The organism is Gracilinema caldarium DSM 7334 (assembly GCF_000219725.1).
Classification (GTDB): domain Bacteria; phylum Spirochaetota; class Spirochaetia; order Treponematales; family Breznakiellaceae; genus Gracilinema; species Gracilinema caldarium.
In genome coordinates this window covers 409181-432202 of sequence record NC_015732.1, presented here as the reverse complement: position 1 = coordinate 432202, position 23022 = coordinate 409181, and the positions used below count along the sequence as shown (strand labels likewise).

The following is a 23022-nucleotide window of genomic DNA, read 5'->3' as shown; positions in this document are numbered from 1 at the left end:
TTTTAGAAGTTAGACCCTTGCTTGTTAATAAGGTCTTCGTCCCGTTCTGTTAACGGAATCTGTTTACCCTTGGCATCATAAATGGTCATATCAAGGGCAAGACCACGGAGTTCCTGGACAAGAACATTGAAAGATTCCGGAATACCCGCAGTTGTAGAGGGTTCACCCTTAACAATAGCTTCGTAAATCTTAGAACGTCCTGTCATATCGTCGGATTTAATCGTCAAAAGTTCCTGGAGCGTATTAGCAGCACCATAAGCTTCCAGCGCCCAGACTTCCATTTCACCAAGACGCTGTCCACCAAACTGAGCCTTACCACCCAAGGGCTGTTGGGTAACCAGTGAGTAGGGACCGGTAGACCGGGCGTGCATTTTGTCATCGACCAGGTGGTGTAGTTTCAGGAAGTAGATCACACCACAGAAGACGGGGTTCACAAAATACTCGCCGGTGCGTCCATCTCTCAGCATGGTTTTTGAAGTAACCGGCAGTCCCGCTTCTTTAAGTTTTTCTTCGATCTGTTCAGTTGTTGGAGACTGGAAAACGGGAGCACTGAACCATTCATCCAGTGTGCTTGCAGCCCAGCCCAGCTCGGTTTCAAGCAGCTGACCGATATTCATACGGGAGGGAACACCTAGTGGGGTTAGGCAGATGTCGAGAGGTGTTCCGTCATCCATATAGGGCATATCTTCTACCGGCAGGATTCGGGCTACAACACCCTTGTTACCGTGGCGGCCTGCCATCTTATCACCTTCCCGGAGTTTCCGCTTGGTTGCAATGAGAACCTTTACCACTTCATCGACACCGGGATTGAGATCATCCCCTTCGGTGCGCTTGAGCCGCTGAATATCGATGACCGTACCATCAATACCGTGGGGAACCCGGAGCGAAGAATCCCGGACTTCCTTTGCCTTTTCACCGAATATTGAATTAAGCAGTTTGAATTCAGGGGTGGTTTCGGTTTCACTCTTGGGAGTAACCTTACCAACAAGAATATCCCCAGAGCGAACCTTTGCACCCACTCGGATAATACCCTCGCTATCGAGATTATCCAGGGATTTCTCGCTGGTATTGGGAATATCCCGGGTTATTTTTTCAGGCCCCAGCTTGGTTTCCCGAACTTCGGTAATAAATTCTTTGATATGTATTGATGTAAACATATCTTCCTTTACGACCCGTTCGGAAATGAGAATAGAGTCTTCGTAGTTGTACCCGTTCCAGGGCATAAATCCTACCAGAATATTCCGGCCCAGGGCTAATTCCCCGTTCTTTGTAGCAGGACCATCGGCAACAACCTGGCCTTTTACAACCTTTTCGCCTAACTTGACAATGGGGCGCTGGTTGTAACATGTATCCTGGTTTGTCCGCTGATACTTAACCAGAAGATAGTGGTCCCGTTCATCAGGATTCCTAGCATCATCGGGGCGAATAATAATTTCTGTAGAAGTTACCCGGACAACAGTTCCCGGTCGCTTTGCCTTAACGAGGACACCGGAGTCATAAGCGCACTTGGCTTCCATACCGGTACCAACCCGAGGAGGTTCAGGGAAAATGAGTGGGACCGCCTGGCGTTGCATGTTTGAACCCATGAGGGCACGGTTTGCATCGTCGTGTTCCAGGAATGGAATGAGGGATGCGGATACTGAAATGATTTGCTTGGGCGAAACATCCATGTACTGAATGTCTTCTGGAGCTCTCGTCGTGTAATCACCCTGGCGGCGGCAGGAAACCTGACTATCGGCAAAAGTTCCATCACTATTCAACTTTGCAGAAGCCTGGGCAATATAATACCGGTCCTCATCCATTGCTGAAAGATATTCTATTTCAGCGGTAGCCTTACCATTTACAACCCTTCGATAAGGAGTTTCCAGGAAACCATAATCGTTCACCCGGGTATAGTTAGCCAGGGACACAATCAGACCGATGTTCGGACCTTCCGGTGTTTCAATAGGACACATCCGGCCATAATGGGTATAGTGGACATCACGAACCTCAAAGCCAGCCCGGTCACGGGATAGACCGCCGGGCCCTAAAGCATTGAGACGCCGTTTATGGGTTAGTTCTGCCAGGGGATTAACCTGATCCATAAACTGCGAAAGCTGGCTGGAACCAAAGAATTCTTTAATTGCTGCGACTACAGGTTTAATGGAAATAAGATCCTGCGGTTTAATGGTCTCAGTTTCTTTAAGGCTCATCCGCTCCTTGGCAATTCGTTCCATACGGCTAAAAGCGGTCTTCATGGTATTTGCTAGAAGTTCGCCAACAGAACGCACCCGGCGGTTTCCAAGATGATCGATATCATCAATATTTTCATCGCCCACAAATACCTTAATGAGGTATTTCATGGTGGCGATGATATCCTGCTTGGTAAGGGTAAATTCCTCAAGGGGAGGATTAAAATTGAATTTTTTGTTCAGCTTGTACCGACCAACCTTGCCTAAATCGTAACGGCGGCTGGTAAAAAACATACCCATGAGGTCCTTTTCAGCGGATTCCACCGTGATAGGTTCACCAGGCATAAGAACTGAATAAACAGCGGAAAGGGCATCATCCCGAGAAGGCTCATCCCGTGAAGGATCTTCTTTAACGAATTTTATTTCTTCCCGTTCAAAGCAATTGAGGATCATCGAAGAATTGAGGGAATCCTCAGCTTCAAAATCTATAATTTCGATAGATTGAACACCATTCACAATAAGTTCATCCACATCGTGGGGATGAATTTTTTCTCCTGCCCGATACAATTTTTTCTGGATTTCACCTTCCTCAGTCGTTGCGGTGATCCAAACAGCTTTAGCTAATACCTTTCCTACCAGGGCATTTTTTTCATCCCGATCATCCTTAATGTGAACTATCTGGGTTTTATAGAAAGCCTTAATAATTTCTTCCCGGCCTTCATAGCCAAGGGCCCTAAGGAAAATGGTGCCGAGGATACGTTTTTTTCTATCAATCTTAGCATAAATCAGTTCCCGTTTTTGATCAATCTCAAATTCGAGCCAGGAACCACGATAAGGGATTATGCGAGAAGAGTACACGCCCTTTTCATGGCTGAAAATAACACCGGGGGAACGGTGAATCTGGGAAACAACAACCCGTTCAGCACCATTAATGATAAAAGTACCCCGATCGGTCATGATCGGGATATCACCCATATAGATATCTTTTTGCCGAATTTCACCAGTTTCTTGGAAAATCAGATTTATCCGAGCCTTCAGCGGGATTGCATAGGTTAACCCCTTCTGTTTGCATTCATGCTCTGAAAATTTAATCCCCTCTTCATCGAGGGTGTAATATTCATATTCAAGAACCATGTCACCGGTAGGGCTTTCTATCGGAAAGGTAGTTCTAAAAGCTTCTTCCAGCCCCTGCATCTCGGGTGCTTCACCTCTACGAAGCCGCTCCCTCTGTAAAAAGCGTTCGTACGAGGAAAGCTGAATATCTATAAGATCAGGAAGCTCCATTACATCCTGGAAATCTTTTCCTATATAGGTCCTTTTAATGACCGAATTACCTGTAACCATTCGTTACCCCCCTATCGGAACCGCTCGATTTATTCGAACGTTTTCACCGTCCAGCCCAATAAACCGGATTTACGCTGTTTTTACCTAAAGACTACAAAAAGCCTCCGGTAAATATTACCGGAAGCTCTTAATCCGGAACTCTTGACGAGTTCCGGAAAGGCAAGAGAAAAAGTATGTGTTGTACCGACGAGATTACTGGATTTCAACAGTACCGCCAGCGGCAGTAATTTGTTCCTTAATCTTTGCAGCTTCTTCCTTGGATACATTTTCCTTAAGTGGCTTAGGAGCGCCTTCGACCAGGTCCTTTGCTTCCTTAAGACCAAGACCGGTAACAGCCCGAACTTCCTTGATTACTGCGATCTTCTTGGATTCATCAAAGGCCTTCAGGATTACGTTGAATTCGGTCTTTTCTTCAGCAGGAGCAGCTGCAGCACCAGGAGCGGCACCAACAGCGGCTACAGCAACAGGAGCTGCTGCGGAAACACCAAATTTTTCTTCCATAGCTTTTACGAGCTCGGAAACTTCGAGTACGGTCATCGAAGCGATGGCTTCGATAATCTGATCCTTTGTCAACGCTGCCATATTATCTTCTCCTCTATTTCAGCGATTGGTTTTTATCCCATACGGGATTTGGTTGCCGTATTACACGGCTCAACAACGGGCTCTTTTTAACAAAAACAGCCAATCATTGTATAAAAAGACCAACAGGAACGGCAGCCTTCCGAAGCCTGAAGGTCATCGTAACAAAATTAAGCAGCACCTTCCTGCTTTTTATCTCCCACAGCCTTAATGGTGCGTACCAGCCGGGCATTGATGTCATTAAGAGCAGACACCATGTTCCGAGCAGGAGCATTCATGACGGACATAAGCATAGCAATGAGTTCAAGCCGTCCGGGCAGTTTGGAGAAGGCTTCGATCTGAGCAGCATCATAAACGGTCTTCCCAACAAGCCCACCCTTAACTTTAAGAGCCGGAACCTCTTTTGCAAACTCAATAAGGATTTTAGCAACTTCGTTAGCATCCTTAGGAGAGATCGCAATTGCGGTAGGGCCAGTAAGATAGCTTTCTACGTTAGGAGCAGAAAGCTGCTCAAAGGCAATCCGGGCAAAGTTATTTTTTACAACCTTAAAGGTTGCATCCTTTGCACGGAGCTGTTTCCGCAGATTAGAAATCTGCTCAACAGTTAATCCGCGATAATCGGTGAATATAAAGTCAGGAGCTACACCAAAGCTCTGCTTCAGTTCATCAATAGCAGAAACCTTAGCATCCTGCACTTTTTTTGCAACAATAGCCATGGCTTACTCCTTATCCTTTATAGCAACCCAGACGCCGGGACCCATCGTTGAACTGATGGATACGGACTGAATAAAGTCACCCTTGGCATCAGCGGGCCGTTTCCGCTTAATTTCAGTAAGTACCGCTTCCACGTTTTCTGCAATCTTCGCAGGCTCCATAGACACCTTTCCGATTGGCAGATGAATAACCCCGGTTTTGTCGGCCCGGAATTCCACCCGACCTTTTTTAAGTTCAGCGATGGCGCCTTTAAGATCGAAGGTTACCGTACCGGTCTTAGGATTGGGCATAAGCCCTTTCCGGCCGAGCACCATACCCAGCTTACCAACGTCCTTCATCATATCAGGGGTAGCAACAGCGATATCAAAATCGAGCCAACCACCCTTAACCTTTTCGATAAGATCATCGGAACCAACATAGGTAGCACCAGCTTCGAGAGCTTCCTTTTCTTTCTCGCTCTTACAGAACACGAGAACCTTTTTCTCACCGCGGAACTGATGAGGCAGCACCACCGTATCGCGCACAGACTGACTTTTTTTCAGGTTTAATTTGACCGACAGATCGACGGTTTCATCAAACTTGGCAAAGGCCAATTTCTTAACCAGGTCCGCCGCAGACACTAAGTCATAGGTAGTAGCGGCGTCGTACTTCTTGAGGCTTTCGAGGTATTTCTTACCGTGCTTCATATTACCACTCCACCTCTACACCCATTGAACGGGCAGTTCCAGCAATAATCTTCTTGGCAGCTTCCAGATCGTTGGCTGTCAGATCTGGCATTTTCATCTTGGCAATTTCCTCAAGCTTAGCCTTGGGAAGCTTACCAACCTTGGTCTTATGAGGTTCGGAAGAACCCTTGTCAATGCCAGCCCCCTTCTTAATCAGCACCGATGCGGGCGGAGTCTTAAGAATGAAGGTGAATGATTTGTCGTTATATACGGTAATAACGACAGGAATGATGAGGCCTGCTTCCATGCCCTTGGTGCGGTCATTAAACTGCTGCACAAACTGGGGAGCACTGACACCGTGAGGACCCAATGCCGGACCAACCGGTGGAGCAGGAGTCGCTTTGCCTGCGGGGCACTGCAACTTAATGATAGCGGTGACCTTTTTCTTTGCCATTCGCAATCTCCTTCTGTGGTGTACCCGAAAAGAACCAGGCTTTCCGGGATAGCGTTTTCGCCCGAAGCGAAAACTCCCATCTATTGGAGCTTATAGCCCAAAGCCGCTATTTACCTTTACAGCAAACAACAGCATTATAGATTTATATTGATGAACATCTCGAGCAGCCCTTACAGCATCCCAAGAAACCTTAAAACAGACGCTTTAAATCTTCTCAACCTGCAAAAGATCTACTTCGACCGGAGTCGCTCTTCCAAAAATGCCAACCATCACCTTAAGCTTATTACGCTCGGTATTAACTTCCTCTATAGTACCTGTAAAAGATTCAAAAGGCCCATCAACAATCTTAACCTGCTCGCCCGGCGCAAAGGATTGTCGTGTCCGAACAGGACGCTCACCTTTAATCTCTCCAGTCTTTTGCAAAATAGAGCGAGCTTCATCACCAGAGAGCGGCTGAGGCCGTCGATTAGCAGGGGTACCCACAAAACCTGTTACACCAGGAATCTTTTTAATCTTTGAGCAAGTAACCTTCCAACCAATTTCAGGCAAATCCATCTCTACCAGGATATACCCCGGCAAAAATTTCTTCGTCATGGTACGTTTTTTACCGTCCTTAACCTCAACTACATCTTCAGAAGGAACTTTTACATCACGCACAATATCCTTATCCAAATCTCCGGAATCGATCATCATGCGGATAGTTTTTTCGATTTTATTTTCATACCCTGAATAGGTATGCAGAACGTACCAACCAGTAGCCATGCTCTTCCTTTAAAAAATCGCCTGGACGCCAAGCAACAACAAAGCATCCACGAGGCCAAGAATAATTGCAAAAACCAAAGTAGAAACAATAACCACTTTAACAGAGCTTATAACATCTTCTTTAGAAGGCCATACAACTTTTTTCAGCTCTGCAATTGAGTCTTTTACAAATGCAACCAGCTTTTTCATCATCAACCCCTCAAAACGATACAATGTTTGCAGATTGTTACTATGCCAGAAAATAAACTGTTATGCAAGTATGCATCGATGAATGCATAAAAAAATAGTGCGCAGCATAATGCAGCACACTATCCTCGCAAACTAATCTTATATTAGCTGATATTCACAGGCCAGGTAGGACTCGAACCCACAACATCCGGTTTTGGAGACCGGCGCTCTACCATTAGAGCTACTGGCCTAAAGGACTACTTTATCTTAGTTTCTTTATGGATCGTATGCTTCCGATCAAATTTACAATACTTGCTCAGTTCAAGCTTTTCCTGCATTGTGCGGCGATTCTTCTTAGTGGTATAATTCTTACGTTTACATTCACTACACTGCAACGCGATAAGTTCAACCGCAGTCTTCTTGCTAGCCATAATAAACCCCTTCTATAGGCAAAACACCATTAATAACACAATATATGATATACTAATTGTACACCAGCACACAAAACAAAAAAAACACTTTTCACGGCACTGTGAAACAGTGCCCGCCTTGCAAATATGGCGCCATCTCATGGCGCAAAACAGCCCTCGAGCGGAATCGAACCGCTGACCACATCCTTACCATGGATGTGCTCTACCGACTGAGCTACAAGGGCAAGTGCATCTAAAACTTAAAATGCCCGCTGAAAATAGCAAGAAAAATACCAAATGTCAAGAGCTTTACTCATCAATTTTATCAATTTATATACGGGCAATTTATATACGGACGCTTTTAATGTCTAACAGAGTTATGAGAAGCTACCATCATTTCATCTTGCAGATTCTGAAAAACCAGATTAGGCTACAGAAAGTCTTAAAAAGGAGGTTTCTATGAAAGAACAACAGGGGTTTCGCAAATATCTTGTTTTGACCTTCCTCATCGGTTTCGGTTTCTTTACCATGGGTCTGATGGACCCCCTCTATGATACCTATCTACCGATTTTTCTGAAGCGGTACATCAGTTCGAATGCACTGGTCGGATCGGTCATGACCCTGGATAACATACTCCAGTTATTCCTTATTCCTATTGTGGCAATCTGGTCAGACAGAACCCGGACCAGGTTTGGAAGACGTATTCCCTTCATCATCGTTATGCTTCCCCTTTCTGCAATCCTCTTTTCTCTGATTCCTTCTATGGCAGCTATTTCATTAGCCAGCCTTATCATTATAGTCTTCCTATTTAATATCTTTAAAACCAGTGTCCGGGGACCTGTCGTTGCCCTCATGCCCGATACGATTCCAGGGGACTACCGCTCTGAAGCCAATGGGGTGATTAATACCATGGGCGGTATCGGTCTGATCATAGGAACCCTGGTGTTAGCCCGGCTCATGCAGGTGAGCGAATCCCTCCCCTTCGTTACCGCTGGAGGCTTTGTACTGCTGGCGACCCTCATTCTTTTTATATTTGTAAAAGAACGAAAACCCGACGATACCGAAGAAGAAAAACAACCTTCGGTATTTGCTTCTCTTAAATTGATTTTCAGTTCCGGTGATACAAGCGTCATCCGTATTCTCTTTGCTTTATTCTTCTGGTTTATGGCTTATGAGGGGGCAAAACCCTTTTTAGGATTATATCTTGTGGATGTCATGAAGGTCAGTTCTGGTAATGCCGCTTTAGCCCAGGGCATTGCAGGCATTGCAAGTGTACTTTTAGCGATTCCTTCGGGGTACCTGGCCCACAAGATGGGACGCAGAAAATTTATCCGTCTCAGTCTTATCATACTCGCCCTTATTCTCATCCTCGTCCCCTCTACCGGTTTGGTTTCCCGATCCTTTGCCCTGCCTGCGGGCAGTTCCCTTATTCTTTTTCTCATATTGATGTTCTTTTACGGCGCAGTCTGGATTGGTGTCGTGGTAAACAGTTTTCCCATGCTGTGGCAGATGGCAAGTTACGGTAATATGGGAATTTATACGGGCCTCTATTATACCTTCAGTCAGACCGCTGCCATTAGTGCCCCTCCCATCACAGGAGCCATTATCGATCTGGCGGGCTATCCTGGTATATTTATCTTTGGGAGTATTTGTATGCTACTGGCTTGGTTTATTATGGGCGGAGTAAAACGGGGTGAAGTACAGCATGATGACAACTCAAATTCTACCCAAAAGGGATAATTTCGTATATACTTGTTTTCCCCCCAGATACTCAGCTACGAGGGGAATCTTTCCATAAGGAGTGACTATGTCCATTCATATTGCGGCTAAGCCCGGCGAAATTGCGGAGGCGGTTTTATTACCCGGAGACCCCCTGAGGGCTCAATTTATTGCAGAGAAATTTCTTGAAAATCCGGTTCGTTATACAGAAGTTCGCAACATGTTCGGTTATACCGGGACCTATAAGGGGAAACGAGTATCGGTCCAGGGAACCGGCATGGGAATTCCATCCATATCAATCTATGTGAATGAGCTTTTCAAAGATTATGGTGTAAAACGGGCTATCCGGGTTGGCACAGCGGGTTCTCTGCAGGAATCGGTAAAGATCCGGGACCTGGTTATTGCCATGTCTGCCAGCACCGATTCTGGGGCTAATGCTATTCGTTTTGGTAATCGGGATTTTGCACCTACCGCCAACTTTAAACTGCTTAAAGCGGCCTACGATGCGGCTATTGCAAGAAACTGGGATCCGAAGGTAGGAAATGTCATTTCCTCAGATATGTTCTATACTGAAGATCCGGATGAATGGAAATTGTGGGCTAAATTTGGGGTCCTGGCGGTAGAAATGGAGACCGCAGAATTGTATACACTGGCAGCAAAATATGGTCGGGAAGCCCTGTCTATTTTGACCATTTCGGACAGTCTCGTCACCCATGAAGCAACCACCGCTGAGGAACGGCAGACCACCTTTACCCGGATGATGGAAGTTGCTCTGGAAGCGGCAATAAGCTGAAAGAATAGGGGGAATTATCATTCCCCTGAACTTTTTGGAGACCGGTCATGAATCCTCTGTATTTTAATATGAGGAGTTTATCCAAGGTTGAACAACCTAAACAGGGGTCAATGACCGATCCTATGCCAATGTCCCTACTTTATTCCAAGGTATAATGGCTATCGATTTTAAATGAGCCGAAAGAGTACCAGCATACACCACAGCGCAATGTTCAGACTTCGTGTTTGAGTATTTTATCCAAAGCTGGAGCCCAGAAATAAAAGACTCGGAAAATGTTTTTCCCGATTTAATTTCTACGGCTTTTACATGATCCCCCTCTTCGAGAATGAGGTCTATTTCAGTACCCGTATTATCGCGCCAGAAATACAAATCTGGATCATATCCTGCATTGTATCTTTTTTTTAACAGTTCAGAAATCACAAAAGATTCAAAGATGTTTCCCCGATTCGGGTGCATAAATAAGTCTTCCGGAGTTTTAATGCCGAGAAGTCTTACGTTGAGTCCTGTATCAATAAAATAGAGTTTAGGGCTTTTAACCAGACGTTTTCCGTAATTTTTGTAATAGGGTTTTAAGAGGTATATGATGCCACTTGTTTCTAATACAGAAAGCCACGAGTGGGCGGTATTATGGGAAATCCCACAATCGAGAGCGAGGGAATTAACATTGAGTATCTGGCCTGTACGGCTTGCACACATTTTTAAAAATGTCTGGAATAAAGACAGATCTTTAACATTAAGAATTGAGCGGAGATCCCGTTCCACGTAGGTAGAAATATAGTTTGTATACCAATCATAGGGCGATACTTCACGGTCGTATAAGGGAGGATAAAAGCCTGAAACCAGCACTTTAAAAGGGTCTTCGAGGAGCAAACCGGCATTTTCCAGTTCTTCTATAGAGAAAGGCAGCAAATTAATAAACGCAGCTCTGCCAGCGAGGGATTCGGTAATTCCTGCAAGTAGTTTAAACTGCTGAGATCCTGTAACTACATATTTGCCTGGTCTGGGATCAGAATCCACCGCAGTTTTTAGGTACTTGAATAATTCGGGTACGACTTGAATCTCGTCTAAAATAAGACCTTCGCGGTACATTTCCAGCAAACCTCTCGGATCCTCACGGGCAAGGAGGCTTACATCAGGGTTATCCAGAGAAATATAGGGCTTATCGGGATAGCAGGACTTTGCTAAAGTGGTCTTACCAGACTGACGTGGACCAGTTATACAAAGCACAGGAAAACCTTTTTCAAGCCGTCTCAGCGTTGCTTCCGCCTGTCTTGGTATCATATTAGTAAACATAGCATCTTTTTACATTTTGTCAATTGTAATGAAATATTGTAGATCTATTACAACCTGATGAGGTTTTTAAGAGCACTAATAGCACACAACTATTTCGATAAGCGGGCCGTTGCAGTTCATAGTTATAGGTTATCCCTGGAGCAGCCCTCTGAAGTCCCAGGAATTCTACTTGACAAAGGGCTGGATTTTTTTTAATGTAGCTTCACATTTAAGCCCAGATGGTGAAATTGGCAGACACGCTAGTTTCAGGTACTAGTGCCGCGAGGCTTGGGGGTTCAAGTCCCCCTCTGGGCATAAACGACAGAGCTCCCAAAAGGGAGCTCTTTTTTTATCTTTCTGCAAAACCCCAGAGGGAGAACTCGCGGGCGTCGCCCACCTGAGGCGAGAGAGAAAGTGTTAAAGCTGTAAGCCCTTTGGCGGTCCCAGCAGTTCCGCATAAACCACCGCCTGTTGCAGCTGGCTTAAATTCCTCAGCCTTTTTAATGGGAAACTATATTCCATCTTTCCTGTTTTTTGTATAACAGGAGTAACTGAAGTAGTTTCCTTCATCGGAGATATTTCAACATTGAGCAAACTCCCCTGCTCGACCACATTAATAACCGATGGGTTCACCGATTTTTGTTTCTGAGAGGCATCCTCCCATACAGCGATAGGAGGATGGCCGGTTTCCTCAAACCTGAAAGCGGGCTTATATTCCTGCTTTACATGAACAACCTTTGCTAGCTTTGTAGTATTGGCTTTTAAAACATCTGCAATTCTTGTTTTATCCTGAAGCCCCTGGCGCTCTTTTCGTGCTGCTGCAATACGTAATGCTATAATGAGTGCTATGGGAATAAGGGTTAAAAGGGATTCAAACAGGCTTTCCATGAACTATTTTCCCTGTGAAGTGTTACCAATAGAGGATCGCATATCCGTATCAGCCTGAATATTCTTGAGCCGGTAATAATCCATAATGCCGAGCTGACCCTTTCTAAAGGCCTCAGCAATGGCAAGGGGGATTTCGGATTCTGCAAGAACCACCTTGGCGCGGTTTTCCTGAACCAGCGCGAGCATTTCCTGTTCACGGGCTTGAGCGGCGGCTCTCCGTTTCTCCGCCTCAGCCTGGAACCGCCGCTTATCGGCTTCAGCCTGATCAGCCTGGAGTTTTGCACCTACATTTGCCCCTACATCAATATCCGCTATATCGATGGAAAGGATTTCAAAGGCAGTCCCTGCATCGAGCCCTTTTTCTAGAACCCGTTTCGATATCAGGTCCGGGTTTTCCAGAACCGATTTATAGGTTTCTGAAGAACCAATAGTCGTAACAATACCTTCGCCAACCCGGGCAATAATGGTTTCTTCAGTTGCGCCTCCAACGAGTCGCTCTATGTTAGCACGAACCGTAACCCGCGCCTTTACCTGAAGCTGGATACCATCCTTTGCAACCGCATCGATGGTTTGCTTTCCCTTGGATGGGTCCGGGCAGTCGATAACCTTGGGGTTAACGCTGGTTTTTACCGCTTCGAGCACGTCCCGGCCAGCAAGGTCAATGGCGGCAGCCCGCTGGAAGGGCAGCGGTATGTTTGCTTTATTGGCCGCAACCAATGCGCGGCTCACCTTCATGACGTCACCCCGGGCAAGAAAGTGGGTTTCCAGCATATCCGAATCCACCTCGATTCCAGCCTTTGTTAACATGATACGGGCCTCCACAATGACTGCCGCATTTACATGACGGAGCCACATACCGATAAGCTTTCCCATACCGACCGAAGCCCCGGAAAGCATAGCCCGGAACCAGAGGCCAAAAAAGCGGAAAAAGAGCAACAAGAAACCCAGTGCAATGAGCCCTATAATAGCTAAAAGAATAAGGTAGATCATCCTATACTCCTTACAATGATTCTATTTCCGCGTACGCGGATTACTTCCACCGGTTTGTTTGGTTCTATAAATACTCCATCTGCTTCGACAGTATACGTTTTTCCATTAAATTCTGCCTTACCGGAAGGCCTGAGGGTAGAAATAGTCTTACCCTGTTTCCCCAGCAGATCCCCATAATTTTCTTCAACCTCATCGGACATAACCCGGGCAGCTTCCATAACGGACGTACCCGCATGTTCCGGATCAGGACCTCCTGCGGTACCTTCAATCTTCGTTTTCAGGGTAAGCCGGTCAAAGATCCTGAGTCGTGGTCCCATAAGTGCTATAACAGCGATGGCGGCAATTGCAAGAATAATACCTATGGAGACAAAAATGACATTTCGGCCAAAGATTTCCCACTGCCAGGGCAGGTTTGGGATGGTAAAATCCTGTCTGGAGAATACGAGTGAAAGACCGATGAGCACCAACCCCGAGATACCGGTGATACCAAAGCCGGGAAGAATAAAGATTTCTACAGCAAGCAGGGCGACCCCTACGAGGAAGAGTATCATTTCAAGGGATCCAACAGTTCCCAGGAGTGCATTAAGACCAAAAACGGTTACAAAAGAGATAATTGCTACCACCCCGGGGATGCCAAAGCCGGGAGAATTTATTTCCAGGAACAGCATGACTAAGCCAAGTAAAATGAGGATAGTTTGCACTGTTCCTGAAGTAAAAACCGAAATAATTTGATCAGCCATAGATGGAACTAGTTCCGATACTTCACCGGTTATTTCTAATTTTTGCAGTAGTTCAGTGCTGTTATCGGCAACAGCTCGGGCAAGCCCATATTTAAGAGCTTCCCCTGCGGTGAGGGAGAGCAGTTTTCCCTTAGCAGATACCTGATTTTGTCGTACCACCTGATTAGCACTGTTTTTTTCTAGATTTTCCAGTTCCACACTATTCACAAGACGGTTTTCACCATTAACCTGAATTTCCCAAACCTCCAAATCCTGATCGACCATGGCAAGGGCAAGCAGAACAGGATGCTTATTTTTTTCTGCCAATGCCGCCATCTGGGAACGAACCGCACTGACGGTCTTTTCTCCAGTAGGGGCCATTTGCCCATCAGGTCCAATGGTGACTGGAGCGGCCGCTCCGATGGATGTACCGCTGGACATGACGATATCCTGACAGGAAAGGGCAATAAGGGCCCCTGCAGACCAGCTTACCCCCATCGATTCAGGACCACTGCGAACCCATGCAATGGTTCGTATGTTTTTCAGAGATCCAATAAAACTTGAGATCTGCAGAGCCGTATCGACTCGGCCCCCAAAGGTATCAATCTCATAAATAATTGTGGAGGCTCCCTTGGCAAGAGCATTCTGGCTCGACCTGCGGATAAAGGCACTGATAAAAGGCTCAATATCACCTTTTATGGGAATAATCCATACTGAGCCCGGTCCATGTGGCACAGGAGCCTGGGCATTCATCAAACTGATACATGAAAGGACTAAATAAAATGCAAGGATGATTCGCTTCATATCTTTATAATAATACAGTTTTAGATATAATGCGTATCTATGGACACAATTTTCATCGTATTTTTTTTGAGTGGCCTATTCTTTCTAACTTTTTTTATTATTTTGATCTTAAGATTACGGCCTAAAGACGGGAATCCTCATCTTATAACTCTAACCCAGGCTCAGGATCGGCTTGAGCGGAGTCTGCAGGAAGAATTACGGGGAACCCGGTCAGAACTGGCCCACAATTTGACAAAAATAATGGAATTGGAAGCCAGTCAACTGGCCGCGTTGCGCCAGGAAATAGCCCGTTTTGGGCAGGGCAATGACCAGAAAATGGAACAGCTTCGGGAGACCGTGGATCGAAAACTGCGGGACCTGCAAACCGATAATGCGGCACGGCTTGAACAGATACGTAAAACTGTGGATGACAAACTTCATGAAACCCTTGAAAAGCGGCTTGGTGAATCCTTTAAATTAGTAGGGGACCGGCTTGAACAGGTTCAGGCTGGTCTTGGAGAAATGCGGGCCCTGGCCGCCGGGGTTGGAGACCTGAAACGGGTGCTTGTCAATGTAAAAAATCGTGGGACCTGGGGCGAAGTCCAACTCATTTCGATTATCCAGGACCTTCTGGCACCACATCAATATGAACTCAATGCAGCAATGCAGCCAGGAAGTCAGGAACGGGTTGAAGTTGCAATTCGACTGCCAGGCTCTGCCGGCTCTGCCGGCTCTGCCGGCTCTGCCGGTACTGCTGGAAGCGCTGGGGAAGGAATAAAAGACAGACCTGTACTGCTTCCCATCGATGCTAAATTCCCTAAAGAGGATTATGAACGGCTCGTAAGCGCCCGTGAAAACGGTGATAGCCTTGCCAGTGAAGAGGCTGGCAAGCTTTTGGAACGGCGGCTTAAAATTTCTGCCAAGGATATTTACGAAAAATATATCCATCCACCCTATACGACCGATTTCGGAATCCTCTTTCTTCCGTCGGAGGGGCTTTTTGCAGAAATCCTGTCTCGGCCGGGCCTCGCGGAGAGCCTTCAGCGGGAGTTTCGGGTGGTGATTGCAGGACCGACAACCCTAGCGGCTATGATCAACAGCCTACAGATGGGCTTCCGAACCCTGGCGGTTGAACAGCGAACCACCGAAGTATGGCGGACTTTGAGCCTGGTAAAAACAGAATTTGAGAAATTTGGAGCACTTTTAGATAAAACCAGAAAGAAATTACAGGAAGCAGCAGATACGGTAGACCTGGCGGATAAAAAATCCCGCACCATACAGGGAAAACTTAAGAAGGCTGAACAACTGCAGGAGCCGGAAAGGGTAACACAAGCGTTACCGGGGCTGCCCGATTTCGGGTCCGCTGATTGATCGAGAACCAGAAGCACCTATATTTCAAGCTGGGTGGTAGTTGCATCTACCCCTTTGAGCAAGCCCCCCAGCTTATCTTTGTCATACAGGTCGATGAGGCGGGCTTCTACGAATTTTTTTGCCTCGTCGGTAAAAGTGCCGGCAGTGATACAGTAGCCTTTTCCAGCCTTAACATCCTTGAGTTGTGCATGAAAATCCCTCACTATAAGTTCTCCCACAGAACCGATACTCCGAATAAAACGAAACATAACCACATCGGCCCATTTTGGGGTATCTACATCGGTAAGGATATCGACCCATTCATTTTTATTAACCGAAATGTTAGTTATTTTCACCTTTGCTTTTGGGAAAAAACTGAGTACAACCTTGCGGCAGAGGGTAACAAAATCACCGGTCGACGCCATAAGGTATATTTGCAGATTTTTATTCGAATTAAGTTCTTGGTATTTTCCAATAAGTGTCGGAACATCTTTATAATTGGGATTTGTAACCTGTATATCTTTGAGATAACTAAGGGCTCTGCCTATTTCTTGTTGTCGTAGATAAGCCATCGCGAGACGGTATTTTAATTCCACTTGTATTTCATTTTTTATATTTTCATGTTTGAGACCAATTTCAAAATCCATAATTGCTTTGGTAAATTGATGTTGATTGAGGTGAATCGTCCCAGCAAAAAGACAGGCACTGGGACCCAATACCGGATCGGGTCTGAGATGGGTAAATATTTTAATGGCTTGCTCTGCCTGCCCTAGTTCGTAGTAACATTCACCCATGGCATAAATTGACTCTTTATCATCAGGAACTAAGTCTACAGCCTTACGCAATATTACCAGACTTTCCCGATACTTATGCAATTTAAAATAACAATGACCAAGATAACGTAATGTTAAGGCATGTTCGGGGTCTTGGGTCCTGGCCTGTTGTAAAAGCTGAACAGCCTTTTCATAATTTTTCTTCTGAAACTCAAGGACTCCCAGATTATAGTTAACCTCAAAGTTGTTTTGTTGAAGGCTTCGGGCTATAACAAGCCCTTTATAGGCATCCTCAACAAGATTAAGCTTGAGAGCCGCCATCCCAAAGCGCATATTGATCTCAAATTCATTCAGTTCAGGATTAGTACCACAAAGTTCAACCAGGGTTTCATAGGTTTTATACGCTTTATCCCATACCTGATCCTGATAGTACAAATCACCCAGAGTTAGTAGGGCTTCCGGATCTTTGGGATTTTGTGCAAGCCGTTTTGTAGCGTCACGAATAAGAGATTCCCGACTTTTATTACGTTTTTTCCGTTTCGTATCCCCTGTCTTTGCTGTTTTTCTTCCAGAGATGGCTAAGGCTATTAAAAGAACAGATACAAGCAAAATGATAACCAGAAGAACAGAAACAATTCCTATCATATTCCCATTATCGATAGCGAAGGCCTAAGCGTCAAGAGAATAAATGATTTCAGCATTGACAAAGGTGTATATGCCGTCTAAAGTTAACGTAATAAGTATAAAAGGAGTGAAATTCATGGCGGCGAGTATTGGAATAAAGATCGCAAACGGGGAATTTTATCCTATACTGGAAGAGGGCACCTCAGTAAAGAAACGTCTTATTTTAACAACCGTCCATGATGGGCAAGAAAGTGTCCAGATTGATGTATATAAAAGCGAATCTAAAAGCATGTCCGATGCAGAATATATTGGGAGCTTAGTTATAGAACACATTACTCCAAAACCAAAGGGTGAACCTTCTATAGAGATGACAATTACATCTCGGGATTCAGAAGAGCTTATTGCAGAAGCGGTCGATTTAGATGATAAAAATGATTTAGAACGACACCAATTGACTGTCTCCCTAAAAGCACTAGAACAATCGGAAACTTATGACCTTCCTGATTTTGAATTAGAAACTCATGAAGAACAACCTCCAATTGGGTTATATGAACGGGCTTCGGTAATTCGAGATCGGGAAGAACAGAAAAAGCCATTCCCCATCATTCCAATCCTCATAGGTTTAGGCATTGTCATTCTGATAGCCCTTCTGCTATATCTATTTATGTTTAACAATACTGTTAGCAAGAGGGATCAGCAAGAAATCACTGTACAACCAACTACTGGTGATACTGTTGCAGAGCCAGTGAAAAGTTCTGAACCGGTGGAAGCTCTAGAACCAAGAACTGTTGTTCAGGAAACTAATAGTACTGATACAACAGAAGAGAAAAAGCCCGAAGTAGTGGTTGAAGTTTCACCGTCACAACCAGCAGTGCAAGCAAAACCTGCTCGGACTAGACCGCCAGCTCCGGTTTCTTCATATAAGGTCCCCCTCACCATACCTAAAGAAGGCGCACCTTATAAAATTCGCTGGGGTGACACCCTTTGGGACATATCGGAGGCTTTTTATCGTAATCCTTGGCTTTATCCCCGTATTGCTCGGTTTAATAAAATTCGTAATCCTGATCTTATTATTTCTGGTACTACTATTAGGATTCCGCCAAAACCATAAGATTCTTCTTAATTTTCAGGGATCTTTTTTATTTCTTGTACCGTTTTTCTTTTTCAGCCTTACTAACTGTAAGGCTGATGTAGTGTTTAGTAAACCTATCACTGAAATTGTAACATTACTACAAAAAGATAATTACGATTTTTTGAGTTCTGTTGATCCATCCCAAATGCATGAATTGACCGTTTTAGGACCAGATGCACCTTTTTATATTGGCTTAAAATTACTAAAAAGGGGAGATACAGCACGAGGTATCTCTGCATTAATGGTTATGCCTGAAAAGAACTCAATGTATCTTCAGAAAGAAAGGCTTACAACCCTCATCCCCCTGTTATTAAATAATAACCAAATAGATTTAGCTTTGAAAATTCTCCAACAGACAGGGCACTCCCCTCAAATGGTAACTCAAGATTGGTATCGTAGACTGTTGACAGAAATATATTTTACTATGGGCATCTATCGGGAGGTATGTACTCTTCAAAAAAATATAGATATAACTTCTTTATCAGTACAAGAACAAGGACTAGGTCTTTTTTCCCAACTCGCATTAGAACCTAAGAATCAAGATATTATAAATAGGATAACTTCCTTTTTCTTGATTGGTCCCGTAACAGAAACATCTCGTAATTTGTTTGAAAAAATACAAAAGGCTCAGGATATTTACCTACCACAAACGATAACTAATGCAATTCGAGGAAGATTGTTTATACTTGATCGATCCTATGGAGATGCCCTTTATTACTTTAACCAGGCACTACGCCGCAACAGGGAACTCTTTGAAGCCTATCCGGATCTTTTAGCAGATCTTGGAAAGGCCTACCAATTCAGTGGTGCCACAAAAGAAGGAATAAAGCTATTTGCAGACTGGGAAGCAACGATACTATCTGGACAGACTACGAGCGCCTTAATAACCAATAATGATAAAAATAAAATTCGATTTATGCTTCTTTTTTTTACAGGGCGGATGGCTCGACAAATTAAACAGTATTCAGATGCATTGAATTATTTTGATAAAGCTCTACCCCTTGCTCCAGATCCTCAGCAACGTGACGCATGTATTTGGTATATTTTAGATACAACACTAGAATCAGATAAAATCAATTTTATAAAAACCCTTGAAACACTCATCCCTATTTGGTCGAATCCATCCTATTTTGATGATCTTTTGGACAAAATTTGTACCAGTTATATAACTGATCATAAGTGGAATGAGCTTGCAGATATTTTTACCATTATTTATCAAAAAGCAGATAGTCCTATACAAGCACGTTATGCATATATCCTTGCACGGGCAATTACAGAAGGGTACTTTCCTCTAAAAGACCAATTTCTCTTCCTCGGAATTCCTGCAGGAAGCAGTCGTTCCTTTGTTGCAACAGAATTGTACAAAGTAGCCTTTGAGACCGATAAGGCTTCCCTCTATTACCGCAGCCTTGCATCAGCATTTTTAGGAACACAACTTCAGGTAATCCCTGAGCCCCAATCTATACCTTCGGATGCTCACACAGATACGAAAAAGACCAAAAAAGAGGATGTTGATCCACTTATGATATATCTTTCTGGCTTTTTCACCTGGGGAGCTGCGGATATTGCATTACCTTACATTCTGGAATATAAAGATCAATTAACACCAGAAGACATTCATCGGTTGGCAGAACTCTTAAAGAGCCATAACCGATGGGGAGATCAAATACAACTGGTGTCCAAGACCCTCTTTTCCAAACCAAATTACGAACCGACCAGAAATGATTATCAATTACTCTATCCATTACCCTTTCGGGATCTTATGGAACCAATAGCAAAACAGCATAAGATTCCCCTTGAAATATTTTACGGACTAGTACGAACAGAAAGCGCCTTTATTCCTGATGTTAAATCCCATGCCGGAGCTACAGGGCTTACCCAACTGATGCTCGCCACTGCAAAAGATGCCACATGGAGAATACAACGGGAAGGAGGACCTGAGTTTTCTATTACCAATGAAAAAGAACTGGAAGATCCAGAAACAAATCTCTTTATCGGGGCTTGGTATCTTTCCTATCTAATAGAAAGAACAGGAAGCCCTTTACTTGCTCTGGCGTCCTATAACGGCGGAATGACCCGGGTCAGAAACTGGAGATCTAGCCAGAAAAGTCTTGTAGAAGATCTCTTTCTTGAAACCATACCGATCACCGAAACACGGGAATATAGCAGAAAAGTACTTGCTGCTGCAGCGATATATGGATACCTCTATTTTCATATGTCGATGGAAGCTATTTTTGCCGATATATTCCCTATACAGAAAATTACAGTGGAGGCTCGATAATCCGTGGCACGGCCTATACATCCAAGCAAAACAGCGCTAACTTTATCAGTAATCCTGGGATCCGCGAGCCTAATCCTCGCCCTGGCAATCACTAGCGCATATCTTGCGTTACCGTTTTTAATAGTAAAAATCGGTCAATTTTGTATTGATGCTTATGGAATTCTTTCTTATTGGCTCCCAATCTATTTGTTTATTGCGGCCTTACTGCTATCGGATAATTATTATAGGCCAGACAAAATTTTTGCCCTTACGGCCAGTATTATCCCCTTTTTTACGCTTACCGTAGGCTTAAATATATTTAATAATTATGATCAGCTGCTTTTTGCCTATTCTATTTTGTCCCTTTTAGGAAGAATAGGTATAGTACTCAGCATCCTCCTTATCCTACTAATAGAATTCTTTATCCTTATGTGGATTACCAGATTAATCGCAGATCACACAATTATAAGCAGAGAGACTAAAGCACCAATTATAAAACCATCCACCCATGAACCTCTGCGGTTAAGGTTACTTGAAGAGCCGTCCAACACACATCCTGTACTTGAAGAACTTCAACCTGCAATCGAACCAGTAGATTCAGTCATATTTGAGCTTCCAGAAACAAAACCTTTAGCAAGTAAAGAAGCATATAAATCCTTTCAGACAGCCCTAGACAAATCCAAGGACACGGCTCTTGAGGTATCCAGAAACGCAACCTCTGATACAGATGAAGAAGTATTGCAAAAGACAGCAGAACGAGAGGCCCAAGAGAATGATCAGGATACAACCACAGAACAAGACAAGAAGACCATTCAGTTTACTGACCCAGTTATTATTCAGAGTGAGATTCATGAAGTAGATAAGGACTTAAAACAGGCCTTAACGGAAGCGGAAAAACTCGCCGAGGCAATAGAACGGGAAAAGGAAGCTGAGCGGAACATACACCAAACCGAAGCACCTGCGGATAAACCTGTAACCCAAAAAAAGAACGATTTTCCCATTACCAACTACCATGTACCGGTAGAGGGCCTCTTGACGGCATACCCAGACGGCCAGTACTGGATTATCGACCAGGCTACTCGGGATGCAGCGGTGATCCTTAAGGAAACACTCAAGGAATTCAACATTCAGGCAGAAGTAACAGGTATCCGCAAGGGACCGGTTATTACCATGTTCGAAATACTCCCTGCACCGGGAGTTAAACTTTCAAAAATTGTAAACCTGCAGGACAATATCGCCCTCCGGCTTGCGGCTAGTTCTGTCCGTATCGTTGCGCCAATCCCGGGGAAGCATGCAGTGGGAATTGAAGTTCCAAACCGCAAACGAAATATTGTGTCATTCCGAGAAATGATAGAAGGAGAACTACACCGGGAGGGCAAACGGATGGAAATTCCGGTTATCCTGGGGAAGGATATTACCGGCGAAGCCCAGACCATAGACCTGGTACAGACACCACACCTGCTTATTGCAGGAGCTACCGGTTCGGGGAAATCGGTCTGTGTGAATTCCATGATTCTATCGATCCTGTACCAGCGGTCTCCTGCCGAAGTCAGGCTTATGCTCATCGACCCAAAAATTGTAGAACTTAAATTGTATAATGATATTCCTCACCTTTTAACGCCGGTTATCACAGAACCAAAGCGGGCCTTTCAGGCTTTGCAGTACTGTATCTATGAAATGGAGCGTCGCTATGCCCTCCTGGATTCCATGGGGGTCCGGGATATCCGCAGTTATAACAAGCGGATCAAGGAGCGCAACATTGCCACGGAGCGCCTGCCCTATATCGTGGTAGTGATTGATGAATTTGCGGACCTGATGGCCACCACCGGCAAAGAGTTGGAATCCACCGTGGCGCGACTGGCGGCCATGAGCCGGGCTGTCGGTATTCACCTGGTGCTGGCAACTCAGCGGCCTTCCATTGATGTCATAACGGGGCTCATTAAGGCAAATATTCCGAGCCGTATCGCTTTTATGGTGGCCAGCAAAATGGACAGCCGTATCATCATCGATATGGTAGGAGCGGAGAAACTCCTTGGGAAAGGGGACATGCTCTATGCAGGAGCAGTGGATCCCTTCCCGGTCCGTATGCAGGGGGCCTTTGTATCTGAAGAAGAGGTAGAACGGGTTGTAGAGTATGTAAAAGGTCTTGGAGAACCAGACTATATTGATGATGAGATCTTTTATGACGAAGATGAAGAAGAGGCAGAACCTTCTCTTTTTGATGAGGGAGATGATCCACTCTATGAAAAGGCCCTGGAAATTGTCTATCAGCAGGGGAAGGCCAGCGCCAGCTACATACAGCGGCGGCTGAAAATTGGCTATAATCGTGCCGCCCGGATTGTGGAGATGATGGAAGAACGGGGTATTGTGGGGCCAGCCCAGGGCTCGAAGCCCCGGGAACTTCTCCGGGGCCAATAGCCGGAGACAAGGTATACCCATAACATAAACACGT

Annotated in this window: 19 protein-coding genes and 3 tRNA genes; 7 read left to right on the top strand and 15 right to left on the bottom strand. The window is 44.8% G+C overall.

Annotation, left to right across the window (positions count from 1 at the left end; all coding sequences use genetic code 11):
• Window positions 1-2: 2 nt before the first annotated feature.
• The 10 genes from rpoB to SPICA_RS01880 form a co-directional block, all read right to left on the bottom strand.
• Window positions 3-3515 (bottom strand): DNA-directed RNA polymerase subunit beta, encoded by a 3513-nt coding sequence (gene rpoB / locus SPICA_RS01925; protein ID WP_013967855.1) that lies wholly within the window; start codon window positions 3513-3515, stop codon window positions 3-5.
• Between the two features lie 192 nt (window positions 3516-3707).
• Window positions 3708-4097 (bottom strand): 50S ribosomal protein L7/L12, encoded by a 390-nt coding sequence (gene rplL / locus SPICA_RS01920; protein WP_013967854.1) that lies wholly within the window; start codon window positions 4095-4097, stop codon window positions 3708-3710.
• 167 nt (window positions 4098-4264) lie between these two features.
• Window positions 4265-4810 (bottom strand): 50S ribosomal protein L10, encoded by a 546-nt coding sequence (gene rplJ / locus SPICA_RS01915; RefSeq protein WP_013967853.1) that lies wholly within the window; start codon window positions 4808-4810, stop codon window positions 4265-4267.
• Window positions 4811-4813: 3 nt separating this feature from the next.
• On the bottom strand, window positions 4814-5494 hold the full coding sequence (gene rplA, locus SPICA_RS01910; RefSeq protein WP_013967852.1) for a 50S ribosomal protein L1: 681 nt from the start codon (window positions 5492-5494) through the stop codon (window positions 4814-4816).
• 1 nt (window position 5495) lies between these two features.
• Window positions 5496-5927 (bottom strand): 50S ribosomal protein L11, encoded by a 432-nt coding sequence (rplK, locus tag SPICA_RS01905; protein ID WP_013967851.1) that lies wholly within the window; start codon window positions 5925-5927, stop codon window positions 5496-5498.
• A gap of 204 nt (window positions 5928-6131) precedes the next feature.
• Entirely contained in the window at window positions 6132-6689 is a 558-nt protein-coding gene (gene nusG, locus SPICA_RS01900; protein ID WP_013967850.1) for a transcription termination/antitermination protein NusG, read from the bottom strand.
• A gap of 9 nt (window positions 6690-6698) precedes the next feature.
• On the bottom strand, window positions 6699-6878 hold the full coding sequence (gene secE, locus SPICA_RS01895; protein ID WP_041396113.1) for a preprotein translocase subunit SecE: 180 nt from the start codon (window positions 6876-6878) through the stop codon (window positions 6699-6701).
• Window positions 6879-7035: 157 nt separating this feature from the next.
• Window positions 7036-7108, bottom strand: a tRNA-Trp gene (locus SPICA_RS01890).
• A gap of 6 nt (window positions 7109-7114) precedes the next feature.
• The gene (rpmG, locus tag SPICA_RS01885; RefSeq protein ID WP_013967848.1) at window positions 7115-7288 is read right to left on the bottom strand and encodes a 50S ribosomal protein L33; all 174 of its coding nucleotides are present in this window, start codon (window positions 7286-7288) and stop codon (window positions 7115-7117) included.
• Window positions 7289-7439: 151 nt separating this feature from the next.
• A tRNA-Thr gene (locus tag SPICA_RS01880) sits at window positions 7440-7512 on the bottom strand.
• 214 nt (window positions 7513-7726) lie between these two features.
• On the opposite strand from SPICA_RS01880, the gene SPICA_RS01875 reads away from it, so the two are divergent.
• Both SPICA_RS01875 and deoD read left to right on the top strand, forming a co-directional pair.
• Window positions 7727-9007 carry an MFS transporter gene (locus SPICA_RS01875; protein ID WP_013967847.1) on the top strand — a complete coding sequence of 427 codons (1281 nt, stop codon included), beginning with the start codon at window positions 7727-7729 and terminating at the stop codon, window positions 9005-9007.
• Between the two features lie 67 nt (window positions 9008-9074).
• The gene (deoD, locus tag SPICA_RS01870; protein ID WP_013967846.1) at window positions 9075-9779 is read left to right on the top strand and encodes a purine-nucleoside phosphorylase; all 705 of its coding nucleotides are present in this window, start codon (window positions 9075-9077) and stop codon (window positions 9777-9779) included.
• A 120-nt stretch (window positions 9780-9899) separates the two neighbouring features.
• On the opposite strand, the gene SPICA_RS01865 is transcribed toward deoD, so the two are convergent.
• The gene (locus tag SPICA_RS01865; RefSeq protein WP_041396361.1) at window positions 9900-11060 is read right to left on the bottom strand and encodes an ATP-binding protein; all 1161 of its coding nucleotides are present in this window, start codon (window positions 11058-11060) and stop codon (window positions 9900-9902) included.
• 224 nt (window positions 11061-11284) lie between these two features.
• Between SPICA_RS01865 and SPICA_RS01860 the strand changes: the two genes are divergently transcribed.
• Window positions 11285-11366, top strand: a tRNA-Leu gene (locus tag SPICA_RS01860).
• Between the two features lie 102 nt (window positions 11367-11468).
• On the opposite strand, the gene SPICA_RS01855 is transcribed toward SPICA_RS01860, so the two are convergent.
• Genes SPICA_RS01855 through SPICA_RS01845 form a run of 3 tightly spaced genes read right to left on the bottom strand, consistent with a single transcriptional unit; the run spans window position 11469 to window position 14452 of the window.
• Window positions 11469-11939, bottom strand: coding sequence for a hypothetical protein (locus SPICA_RS01855; RefSeq protein ID WP_013967844.1), 471 nt, complete (start codon window positions 11937-11939; stop codon window positions 11469-11471).
• Window positions 11940-11942: 3 nt separating this feature from the next.
• Window positions 11943-12929: a flotillin-like protein FloA gene (gene floA / locus SPICA_RS01850; protein WP_013967843.1), complete on the bottom strand. Its 987-nt coding sequence runs from the start codon at window positions 12927-12929 to the stop codon at window positions 11943-11945.
• Window positions 12926-14452, bottom strand: a complete 1527-nt coding sequence (locus SPICA_RS01845) for an NfeD family protein (RefSeq protein WP_013967842.1) — start codon at window positions 14450-14452, stop codon at window positions 12926-12928. Before SPICA_RS01845 ends, floA begins: the two co-directional genes overlap by 4 nt.
• 102 nt (window positions 14453-14554) lie before the next feature.
• Here SPICA_RS01845 and SPICA_RS01840 point away from each other — a divergent pair, with 102 nt between their 5' ends.
• The gene (locus SPICA_RS01840) at window positions 14555-15802 is read left to right on the top strand and encodes a DNA recombination protein RmuC (RefSeq protein ID WP_215904900.1); all 1248 of its coding nucleotides are present in this window, start codon (window positions 14555-14557) and stop codon (window positions 15800-15802) included.
• Window positions 15803-15819: 17 nt separating this feature from the next.
• Here the strand turns inward: SPICA_RS01840 and SPICA_RS01835 are convergent, their stop codons facing one another.
• On the bottom strand, window positions 15820-17199 hold the full coding sequence (locus SPICA_RS01835) for a tetratricopeptide repeat protein (RefSeq protein WP_013967840.1): 1380 nt from the start codon (window positions 17197-17199) through the stop codon (window positions 15820-15822).
• A gap of 70 nt (window positions 17200-17269) precedes the next feature.
• Here SPICA_RS01835 and SPICA_RS01830 point away from each other — a divergent pair, with 70 nt between their 5' ends.
• From SPICA_RS01830 to SPICA_RS01820, 3 genes are read left to right on the top strand one after another with little or no spacing between them, the layout of a single operon-like run.
• Complete coding sequence (locus SPICA_RS01830; RefSeq protein ID WP_156789702.1) at window positions 17270-18289, top strand: Hsp70 family protein; 1020 nt, start codon at window positions 17270-17272, stop codon at window positions 18287-18289.
• Window positions 18213-20591, top strand: coding sequence for a flagellar assembly lytic transglycosylase (locus tag SPICA_RS01825; protein WP_041396111.1), 2379 nt, complete (start codon window positions 18213-18215; stop codon window positions 20589-20591). Before SPICA_RS01830 ends, SPICA_RS01825 begins: the two co-directional genes overlap by 77 nt.
• A gap of 3 nt (window positions 20592-20594) precedes the next feature.
• Window positions 20595-22988, top strand: coding sequence for a DNA translocase FtsK (locus SPICA_RS01820; RefSeq protein ID WP_013967837.1), 2394 nt, complete (start codon window positions 20595-20597; stop codon window positions 22986-22988).
• Window positions 22989-23022 lie beyond the last annotated feature (34 nt).

Bases quoted from the DNA above. Each gene is read 5' to 3' on its own strand.
- rpoB (WP_013967855.1), bottom strand. From the start codon at position 3,515: ATGGTTACAGGTAATTCGGTCATTAAAAGGACCTATATAGGAAAAGAT.
- rplL (WP_013967854.1), bottom strand. From the start codon at position 4,097: ATGGCAGCGTTGACAAAGGATCAGATTATCGAAGCCATCGCTTCGATG.
- rplJ (WP_013967853.1), bottom strand. From the start codon at position 4,810: ATGGCTATTGTTGCAAAAAAAGTGCAGGATGCTAAGGTTTCTGCTATT.
- rplA (WP_013967852.1), bottom strand. From the start codon at position 5,494: ATGAAGCACGGTAAGAAATACCTCGAAAGCCTCAAGAAGTACGACGCC.
- rplK (WP_013967851.1), bottom strand. From the start codon at position 5,927: ATGGCAAAGAAAAAGGTCACCGCTATCATTAAGTTGCAGTGCCCCGCA.
- nusG (WP_013967850.1), bottom strand. From the start codon at position 6,689: ATGGCTACTGGTTGGTACGTTCTGCATACCTATTCAGGGTATGAAAAT.
- secE (WP_041396113.1), bottom strand. From the start codon at position 6,878: ATGAAAAAGCTGGTTGCATTTGTAAAAGACTCAATTGCAGAGCTGAAA.
- rpmG (WP_013967848.1), bottom strand. From the start codon at position 7,288: ATGGCTAGCAAGAAGACTGCGGTTGAACTTATCGCGTTGCAGTGTAGT.
- SPICA_RS01875 (WP_013967847.1), top strand. From the start codon at position 7,727: ATGAAAGAACAACAGGGGTTTCGCAAATATCTTGTTTTGACCTTCCTC.
- deoD (WP_013967846.1), top strand. From the start codon at position 9,075: ATGTCCATTCATATTGCGGCTAAGCCCGGCGAAATTGCGGAGGCGGTT.
- SPICA_RS01865 (WP_041396361.1), bottom strand. From the start codon at position 11,060: ATGATACCAAGACAGGCGGAAGCAACGCTGAGACGGCTTGAAAAAGGT.
- SPICA_RS01855 (WP_013967844.1), bottom strand. From the start codon at position 11,939: ATGGAAAGCCTGTTTGAATCCCTTTTAACCCTTATTCCCATAGCACTC.
- floA (WP_013967843.1), bottom strand. From the start codon at position 12,929: ATGATCTACCTTATTCTTTTAGCTATTATAGGGCTCATTGCACTGGGT.
- SPICA_RS01845 (WP_013967842.1), bottom strand. From the start codon at position 14,452: ATGAAGCGAATCATCCTTGCATTTTATTTAGTCCTTTCATGTATCAGT.
- SPICA_RS01835 (WP_013967840.1), bottom strand. From the start codon at position 17,199: ATGATAGGAATTGTTTCTGTTCTTCTGGTTATCATTTTGCTTGTATCT.
- SPICA_RS01830 (WP_156789702.1), top strand. From the start codon at position 17,270: ATGCCGTCTAAAGTTAACGTAATAAGTATAAAAGGAGTGAAATTCATG.